Here is an 8,128-nt window from a genome sequence, read left to right on the forward strand (position 1 = left end):
CTTCTGCTCATCCTGATTCTGTTCGGTGCGGGTTTCGCGTTGAAGGCCCTGTGGTGGATCGCCATCGCGGTCCTGGTCCTGTGGCTGATCGGGTTCGTCGCCCGTCCGAAGAACGGCAGCGGCCGCTGGTACCGCTGGTAGACGGATCTTCGCGCCGTCAGAGGAGAACGCCGGTGGTCCACCCCGCACTCGGGGTGGGCCACCGCCGTTCTCGTTGCCCCGCGGGGCAACGAGAACGGCAGCGGGGCAGCGGGAGCGGCAGCGGGGCAGCGGTGGCGGGGACAGGGGAGGGGGTGAGTGCTGACGTGCTCCCAGGCCTGCGAAACCGTTCAGACCTTTGGCCCGCCCCCGCCGAGTCGTGCCGGGGCGGAGCACGCCGGACCGGCACCGCCCGCAAGAGACGGCCAGCATGCGCCCCGAGCCCCGAGTCCCGAGTCCCGAGCCCCGCGTCCCGGGCGCGGTGCGCGCGGTGCCCGGGACGGGCGCATCATCGGGACGAGACGGGCAACAAGGGGCCCATGACGACCGACAGCGGCGGGGCCGCGAGACGAGAACGGCTCCTGTGGCTGGTGGCCGCGCAGGCCGTCGTGATGACGGTGCTGGGACTGCTGGTCACCCGCGCGGCCGCCGTCGGCGGGATCCTCGCCTCCGAGGACGGAATCGTCCGCGCGCTCGTCGCGCACCGGACCCCGTTCGTCGACCGGGTCTCGCGCGGGCTGTCCGTCCTCGCCGACACTCCGGCCGTGGTCGGCGTGACCCTGCTCTGCGTCCTCGGGCTCCTTCTCCTGCCGCCCGCCCGGCGCTGGTCCGATGCCCTCTTCCTGGGGGGATCGGTCGCGGTGCAGTCGGCCGTCTTCCTCCTCGTCGCGGCCCTCGTGGACCGGCCCCGCCCCGACGTCCCGCGGCTGGACGTGGCCCCGCCCACCTCCAGCTTCCCCTCGGGCCACGTCGGCGCGTCCCTCGCCCTGTACGGCGGGCTGGCCGTCCTCGTCCTGGCCCGGACCCGCAGCCGCCGGCGGTACCTCGCGGCCGGGATCCTGCTGCTGGTGCCGCCGGTGGTCGGGCTGTCCCGGATGTACCGGGGCATGCACTACCCCTCCGACGTGGCGGCCGGCCTGCTCAACGGCGCCCTCACGCTCCTCGTGCTCGGATCGGTCCTCCTCGCCGGCCGCCGCACCCCGGACCCCGCCGTGCCCGGCGATGCCACGGACCGCGCCGTGGCCGGGTGCGGCGACGCCCCCACCCCCGCCGCATCCGGTGTCGGCCCGGCCCCCGCCGCCTCCGTCCCCGCTGCACCCGGCGCCACCCCGGCCCCTGCCGCACCCGGCGGCGTCACGAACCCCGCCCCTTCCGCCCCCGTACCCTCGGCCCGCCCGGTCGAGGTCACCGGCGGCCGTCCCGGGAGCGGGCGGGCCCTGGTGGTCCGCCACCCCCACGCCTGCCCGGACGAGCTGGCCGCGCGGATCCGGGCCACCCTGCTGCGGCACGGCTTCACCGATCAGCGGTGGATCTCCACCGGCCCGGACCGGCCCTGCGGCGACCTCGCCGAGGAGTACGCCGCCGGCGGCGCCGACCTGGTCGTGGCCTGCGGCGGCGACGGCACCGTCCGCGCCTGTGCCGAGGTGGTCGCCGCGGCCGGCGTCCCGCTCGCGCTCGTGCCCTGCGGCACCGGCAACCTCCTCGCCCGCAACCTGGACCTGCCCTCGGACCCGGAACAAGCCCTCGACGCGGCCCTGGACGGCGGGGACTTCGCCATCGACACCGGACGGGCCCGGGGCGACGGCCTGGCACCGACCCTGTTCACGGTCATGACGGGCGCCGGCTTCGACGCCGCCATGGTCCGCGACGCCTCCCCCTCCCTCAAGGCCCGCCTCGGCTGGCCCGCGTACGTCCTGGCCGCCGTCCGGCACCTGGCCGAGCCCCGGACGCGGCTGACCATCCGCCTCGACGGGGGCCGCCGGATCCGGCGGCGGGCCCGGATGGCCGTCATCGGCAACGTCGGCACGCTCCAGGCGGGCATGCGGCTGCTGCCGCGGGCCCGGCCGGACAGCGGCCGCCTGGAACTCGTCCTGTTCGACCCCCGGGGCCCGGCCGGCTGGCTCGCCGCCGCCCTCCACATCGCCGGCCGCCCGCCGCGCCGCACCCCCGCCGCCACGGACGGTCCCGTCGCCGGCGGCGCCCTGGAGTACTTCACGGCCACCCGCTTCGACATCCGCTTCGCGCGGACCCGCCCCCGGGAACTCGACGGCGACGCCCTGCCCGACGGCACCCGGCTGACCGCCGTCGTCGAGCCGGCCGCCCTGCGCGTCCGGCTGCCCCGGCCGCCCGCCGCCACCGCGCCACCGGCCGCGAGCGCCCGGCCGCCCGCGCGCCGACGGGCCGTCACCACCGGGCCACCGCCCGCCGACGCGCAGGCGCCCGCCCCTCCCTAGGGCCTGTCTGACCCTTCCCGTCGGGTCCGGCCCGCCCGGCACGCACTCCCCCGTAGCCCTTCGGGCACGGGAGGTGCCCCCATGCCGCACGGCCGAAACGCCCGAGTAGCTCCTTCCCCGAGCTCTCGGCTTCGCTCGAGCGGGGGAGACCCCGACCGAGGGCGCCCCGGCCGCACGCCGATCGCACGCACCGAACGACCCGGCCTGATCCGACGCCCATGGTCAGACAGGCCCTAGGGGCCCCTCGCACCGCAGACCACTGACCCACCCCACAGTCAGGAAACCGATGGGAACCGCGACCCGGGTACCGCAGCAACGCCACGTGCGGGGCGAGGAACTGTCCGGCGACGAGGCATGGGCCGCGCTGCGCCGCTACGGCGGCTGGCGGCTGGCCAGGGACTCCTTCGTACGCTTCCGCTACGCGGACGGCTTCAGCCACTCCCGCGCACTCGCCCTCCAGACCGTCCTGTCGATCGTGCCCCTGGCCATCGCCGCGATCGGCCTGTCCGGCGTGCTGCACACCGAGGGCATCGGCCGCGTCGCCGAACTGACGATCAGCCGCCTGACGACCGGACCGAGCCAGGAGATGGTCGACCAGGCGCTGGCCCAGAGCCGGCGGCACGCGGGCGACGGTGGGCAGGCCGCCCTGTGGCTGGGCCTGCTGTTCTCGGTCCTGAACGTCACGACGGGCCTGTGCCAGGTCGAGCGCGGCGCCAACCGCATCTACGGCAACGAACGCGACCGGCCGTTCCTGCACAAGTACTTCCGCGGCCTGGTCATGGCCGTCCTGGCCGGCCTCCCGCTGGGGCTGAGCTTCGTCCTCATCGTGCTCGGCGCCGACCTGTCCCACGCCTTCGCGGAGGTCTACGGCTTCGGCCCGGCCGCCACCCGGGCCTGGGGCCTGCTGCGCGTGCCGGCCGGCGTCCTGCTGGCCGTGCTCGCCACCAGCGCGATCTTCCGCCTCTCGCCGCGCCGCGACCAGCCCGGCTACACCTGGCTCGCCTTCGGTGCCGTCGTCCACCTGGTGCTCTGGCTGACGGCGACCTGGGCCCTGAGCCTGTACGTGGGCGCGAGCAGCTCCTTCACCAGCGTGTACGGGCCGCTGAGCGCCGTCATGTCGCTGCTGCTGTGGTCCTACCTCACCTCGCTGGCCCTCTTCCTCGGCCTCTCCTTCGCGGCCCAGCTGGAAGCCGTACGCGCCGGGACGAAGGAGCCCGTCAGCCGCGACCCGGGCGTCTGACGCCCGCCCCGCCCGTTTCCGTTCCCGCCCCCGCTGCCCCCCTGTCCCCGTCCCCGCTCCCGAAGGGAGACCGCGCCACCATGGCACAGCGCATCGTTCCCGCCCTCCTGTCCCGCCGTCCCGGGCCCGACGCCGCCTTCGGCCGGAGACTGGTGCTGGCGGTGACGGCCACGGCCATCGCGGCGGTGCCCTTCGCCCTCGCCCTCGTGCTCGTCGAGGCCGGGTGGCCGCCGCTGCACCGGCTCGACCGGGAGGCCGCGCAGGGGCTGCACCGGGCCGCCCTCGACCATCCGGTGGTGGTGCCCGTCCTGGAGTTCTTCACCGGCGTGGTGTGGGACCCGGTGACGATGCGGCTGCTGGTGGCGGCCCTGGTGGTCTGGCTCCTGACCCGCAGGGCCTGGCGGCTGGCGGCCTGGGCCGGCGTCACGGCCACGGCCGGCGGCCTGATCGGCCTGCTGGTCAAGAACGCCGTGGAGCGTGCGCGCCCGCACCTGCCGGACCCCGTCTCCCACGCGCCCGGCTTCTCCTTCCCGTCGGGCCACGCCATGACGGCCACCACCTCCTGCGCCGTCCTGCTGCTCGTCCTGCTCCCGCTGGTCCCGCCGGCCCGGCGGCTCCTGGCCTGGGCCCTGGCGGTGACCAGCGTGGTCGGCGTCGGCTTCACCCGCGTCGCCCTGGGCGTGCACTGGGTCAGCGACGTCGTCGGGGGCTGGCTGCTCGGGCTGGCCGTGGTCACGGCGACCACCCTCGTCTTCGAGGCGTGGCGGGCCGACACCGGCCTGCGGCGCACCGACCCCGCCGAGGAGGGCCTGGAACCCGAACTCCGCTCCACCGCCCCCGAACCCGCCCTCGACCTGCGCCGCGGCTCCGACGGCTGAGGCCCCTCCCGCCGTCCGCCGGCGGACGCCCCACGCCGGCCGGGCCACTGCCCGACGCCGCCGCCCGACCTGGGGGCCGCCCGCCTCTGGGCCCGTGCCCCCCTCGCAGGGCGCCTCCGCTTTCCGCCCCGGCGAGGAGGGGGTGCGCCGCCCTGGAGCGTGGAGGAGAAGCTCCGCAACGCCCTGGCCGGCCCCGAACCGCCGCCGGCTCCTGGGTCCCGGAGACGGAGTGCCGGGAGGGGTGAGAGGACTGAGAGGGCTGAGAGGGCTGGGAAGGAGCTGTCGGACCGGACGCGACGGACGCTCGCGTGTCGCCGACCGATCGCCGCCACTGACGGGAAGGAGGGGGACCCGGCGTTCGCGCGCCCACCGGACGTCCGGGCATGGGCACCCCGCGCGGGGGTAGAGGCGGTGTGAGCGCACTGCGCTCACACCGCCTGCCGGCGGCTTTTCCCCCCCAGCCGCGGCCCGCGGTGCGATCGCCCCGCACGCCTTCCCCCCTCGTGCGGGGCGGTCCCCGTCCTCCCTCAGCTGCCCGAGACCGCCCGGCGGGAGCGGGGCGCGGAGGGGGAGGCGGCGACGGTCGGCCTCTGCGGTGCGTCGTTCGCGCCGCGGAAGCGGTGGGTCCCCCCACGGTCGGGTTCCGGCCCGCCCGGCCCGCCCGCCCGGCCCGCCCGGCCCGCCGGGTCCGCATGATCGGAGCGTCTGTGGGCACAGGCGGAGGAGCGTCGGTGGTGGCGGGGACCGGACCACCGGCTCGGGGGTACGTCCACCGGCCCCGGGAGGTGATCATGGGTTTTCCGCTGCCCGACACCGTCGAAGAGCTCAAGAGCCTCGTCGAGAACGAGATCTCCAGCCTGAGGTCGGCGGTCCGCCGTACCGCGGACGGACCCGCCACACCCGCGGTCGGGGCGGACGTGACCACCCCCGTCCAGACGCTCGCCGCCACGCCCACCCTGCCCAAACGCGACGAAGCCACGACGAGCTGCCTCTGCACCACCCACGACCCCGACGCCACCGGTACCTGCTCCGTACTCGACGCGATCCCGGCCTCCGCCGTCCTCCTGGAGCCGCTCTACGACGAGACGGGAGCCGTGCTGGACTTCCGCATCGTCGCGGGCAACAGGATCCGTTCCGCCGAATGGCTGGAGGCGCCGGACCGGCAGGTCGGACAGCGGTTCCTGGAGGCCCGGCCGGGCGCGGCCGCGAGCGGACTCCTCGCGGGGCTCGCGGACGTGGTCGCCGGGGGCGGACCGCTGGAGGGCAGGGTCGTCGACTACACCGAGCAGCGCCTGGGCCGCCTGCACCGCGCCCCGCTCCTCTACTCCGCCGCGCGCAGCGGCGAGCAGGTCCTCGCCACCTGGCGGCCGGTGCAGAGCCAGACCGAGCTCCTGACGATCGACGCCCAGTACCTGGCGTCCCTGGGCTGGGGCAACTGGGACCTGCTGTCGGGGAAGGTGACCTGGTCGGAGGGGCTGAGCCGGATCTTCCACGCCGAGATCCGGATGCCCTGGACGCTGGACCAGCTCTGCGACGCGCTGCTGCCGGGCGACCTGACCGCGTTCTCCGAGTTCCTGACCTCCGTCCTCGCGGGGGAGGAACCCGCCTGGACGCGCATCCGCTTCCTCGTCCTCGGCGAGGTGCGCACGCTCGACCTCCTCGGACGGCCGGTCGCCGGCACCGACGGGCGGCCGTGGGCGGTGAACCTGGTCGCCCGCGACCTCACCCCGCAGATCCGCAGCCGCCGCAGGGTCGCCGAGACGGAACGCGAGTCCGACCGGCTGCGCCGCCAGGCGCAGGCCGAGCGACGGGTCGCCGACGCCCTGCGCGAGGCGCTGCTGCCGACCCACTCCGAGGCCCTCGCCGCGGTCGGACTGACCGTGGCGGCCTCGTACCGGCCCGCCGAACCGGACGCGGCCGTCGGAGGCGACTGGTACAAATGCCGGCTCCTGCCCGACGGCCGGGTCCTCGTCGCCATCGGCGACGCGGCGGGGCACGGTCTGGACGCGGTGGCCCGTATGTCCCAGCAGCGGCACGCCCTGGCCGGCCTCGCCCAGACCGGAGCCTCCGCGGGCGAGATCACGACCTGGCTCAACGATCTGCTCTGCAGCGATCCCGCCGAACAGACCGCCACCGTCGTGACCGGGCACATCGACGAGACCCGCACCCTCCACTGGGCCGACGCCGGTCACCCCGCGCCCCTCCTGCTCCGCGACGGGCACGCCACGCCGCTCCGCACGAGCGACCGCGGTCCCCTGCTCGGGGCCCTCCCCGGCTACGCGTACGAGACGACGAGGACGCCCCTGCGGCGGGGGGACCTCCTGCTCCTCTACACCGACGGCATCGTGGAACGGAGGGGAGAGGACGTCACCAAGGGCATCGACCGCCTGTCCGACCTCATCGCGCGCTTCGCGGACGCGGCGCCGCAGGACCTCATCGACGGGGTCCTCGCCGACCCGGAACAGTCCGGCCTCGAGGACGACGCCTGCATGCTGGCCATCCGCCTCGACTGACGCCCGGAACCGCCCACAGGAGTGTGTGGGCGGGGGTTGTGGGTGAGTTGGGTGACGGTCCCGGAGATCTGGACGACGATCTGTTCGCCCTTGTGACAATGCCAGTCGGTCTGGGCTCCGGAGTGCGGGAGGTGACCTTGAGGGGGTGGTGCCGCGGCCGAGTATTTCGGCGGCCGGCACGGGCACGGGTGTGGGTGTGGCCGGTGCGGTGGTGGCCGGGGCGTCGACGCGCCCGGGCCGTGCGCGACGGCCGCCGCCTGGGTCCGACCGAGACCCGCTTCACCAACCAGGCCCCCGCCCTCTACCGCAGTCTGCGCGGCGAGCGCGCCGACACCCCTGCCGCCATGGCCCGCGCCCTGCCCCTCGCCGCCCCGCCCGTCCCCGGCCACGTCGGCCGGACCAGCCCGCGCAACGTCGTCCTCGCCCCCGGCCCCGCCGTCCCCGCCGCGCCCCGGATCGTACGGCTCACCGCCACGCAGGCCGGCCGGACGGCCTTCACCGCGACCGTCACGATGACCCTCCTCGCCGACTGACCCGGCCACCCCCGCGCCCGCCCCCGAACCCCCACCGGGGGCGCCCCCCGTACGACGGCGGCACCGGCCGCCCCGTGGAGCGTTCACCCTCCCACCATTGCAACGCCTGGGCATATGCCGTTGCATCAATCCAGCTTTCATTGCAATGAATTCTCCATGCTGACCTGCGTATATGCGATTCCAGCGCAACGAAGCAGTTGCCACACCCTGGAAAGCAACGTAACTTTTCCCTTGTCGGAAACACCGGCCGAGAGAAACTCACACAGGAGCAGTCACCATGCAGACCTTCGCCACCGCCGCCCCCGTCACCGCCGTCGTCACCGCCCCCGCCGGCCACCTCCGCTTCATCGCCGCCGACCGCACCGACACCACCGTCGACATCCGCCCCGCCGTCCCCGGCCGCAGCCGCGACGTCAAGGCCGCGAAGGAGACCACCGTCTCCTTCACCGACGGCGTCCTGCGGATCACCGCCCCCGAGACGAACAACCAGCTCCTCGGCGCCTCCGGCTCCGTCGAGATCACCGTCCAGCTC

General features: G+C 75.4%; 6 protein-coding genes and 1 pseudogene. All 7 read left to right on the forward strand.

Annotated elements, in window-relative coordinates:
* Positions 1 to 141: hydrophobic protein (locus IE287_RS37760; protein ID WP_189853956.1), on the forward strand; the 141-nt coding region annotated here is incomplete at its 5' end.
* A gap of 377 nt (positions 142 to 518) precedes the next feature.
* Complete coding sequence (locus tag IE287_RS37765) at positions 519 to 2,432, forward strand: bifunctional phosphatase PAP2/diacylglycerol kinase family protein (protein ID WP_229884012.1); 1,914 nt, start codon at positions 519 to 521, stop codon at positions 2,430 to 2,432.
* Positions 2,433 to 2,718: 286 nt separating this feature from the next.
* Positions 2,719 to 3,672: a YihY/virulence factor BrkB family protein gene (locus IE287_RS37770; protein WP_189853957.1), complete on the forward strand. Its 954-nt coding sequence runs from the start codon at positions 2,719 to 2,721 to the stop codon at positions 3,670 to 3,672.
* A gap of 80 nt (positions 3,673 to 3,752) precedes the next feature.
* Positions 3,753 to 4,550, forward strand: coding sequence for a phosphatase PAP2 family protein (locus tag IE287_RS37775; RefSeq protein ID WP_189853958.1), 798 nt, complete (start codon positions 3,753 to 3,755; stop codon positions 4,548 to 4,550).
* Positions 4,551 to 5,341: 791 nt separating this feature from the next.
* Entirely contained in the window at positions 5,342 to 7,063 is a 1,722-nt protein-coding gene (locus tag IE287_RS37780; RefSeq protein ID WP_189853959.1) for a PP2C family protein-serine/threonine phosphatase, read from the forward strand.
* A gap of 239 nt (positions 7,064 to 7,302) precedes the next feature.
* Positions 7,303 to 7,596, forward strand: a complete 294-nt coding sequence (locus tag IE287_RS37785; RefSeq protein WP_189853960.1) for a hypothetical protein — start codon at positions 7,303 to 7,305, stop codon at positions 7,594 to 7,596.
* Positions 7,597 to 7,873: 277 nt separating this feature from the next.
* Positions 7,874 to 8,128, forward strand: a pseudogene (locus IE287_RS37790) (DUF4097 family beta strand repeat-containing protein); the annotation flags it as partial.

Source organism: Streptomyces omiyaensis, assembly GCF_014650895.1.
In the GTDB taxonomy this organism is placed as follows: Bacteria; Actinomycetota; Actinomycetes; order Streptomycetales; family Streptomycetaceae; genus Streptomyces; species Streptomyces omiyaensis.

Coding starts and splice junctions, on each gene's coding strand:
- IE287_RS37765 (WP_229884012.1), top strand. CDS start 519: ATGACGACCGACAGCGGCGGGGCCGCGAGACGAGAACGGCTCCTGTGG.
- IE287_RS37770 (WP_189853957.1), top strand. CDS start 2,719: ATGGGAACCGCGACCCGGGTACCGCAGCAACGCCACGTGCGGGGCGAG.
- IE287_RS37775 (WP_189853958.1), top strand. CDS start 3,753: ATGGCACAGCGCATCGTTCCCGCCCTCCTGTCCCGCCGTCCCGGGCCC.
- IE287_RS37780 (WP_189853959.1), top strand. CDS start 5,342: ATGGGTTTTCCGCTGCCCGACACCGTCGAAGAGCTCAAGAGCCTCGTC.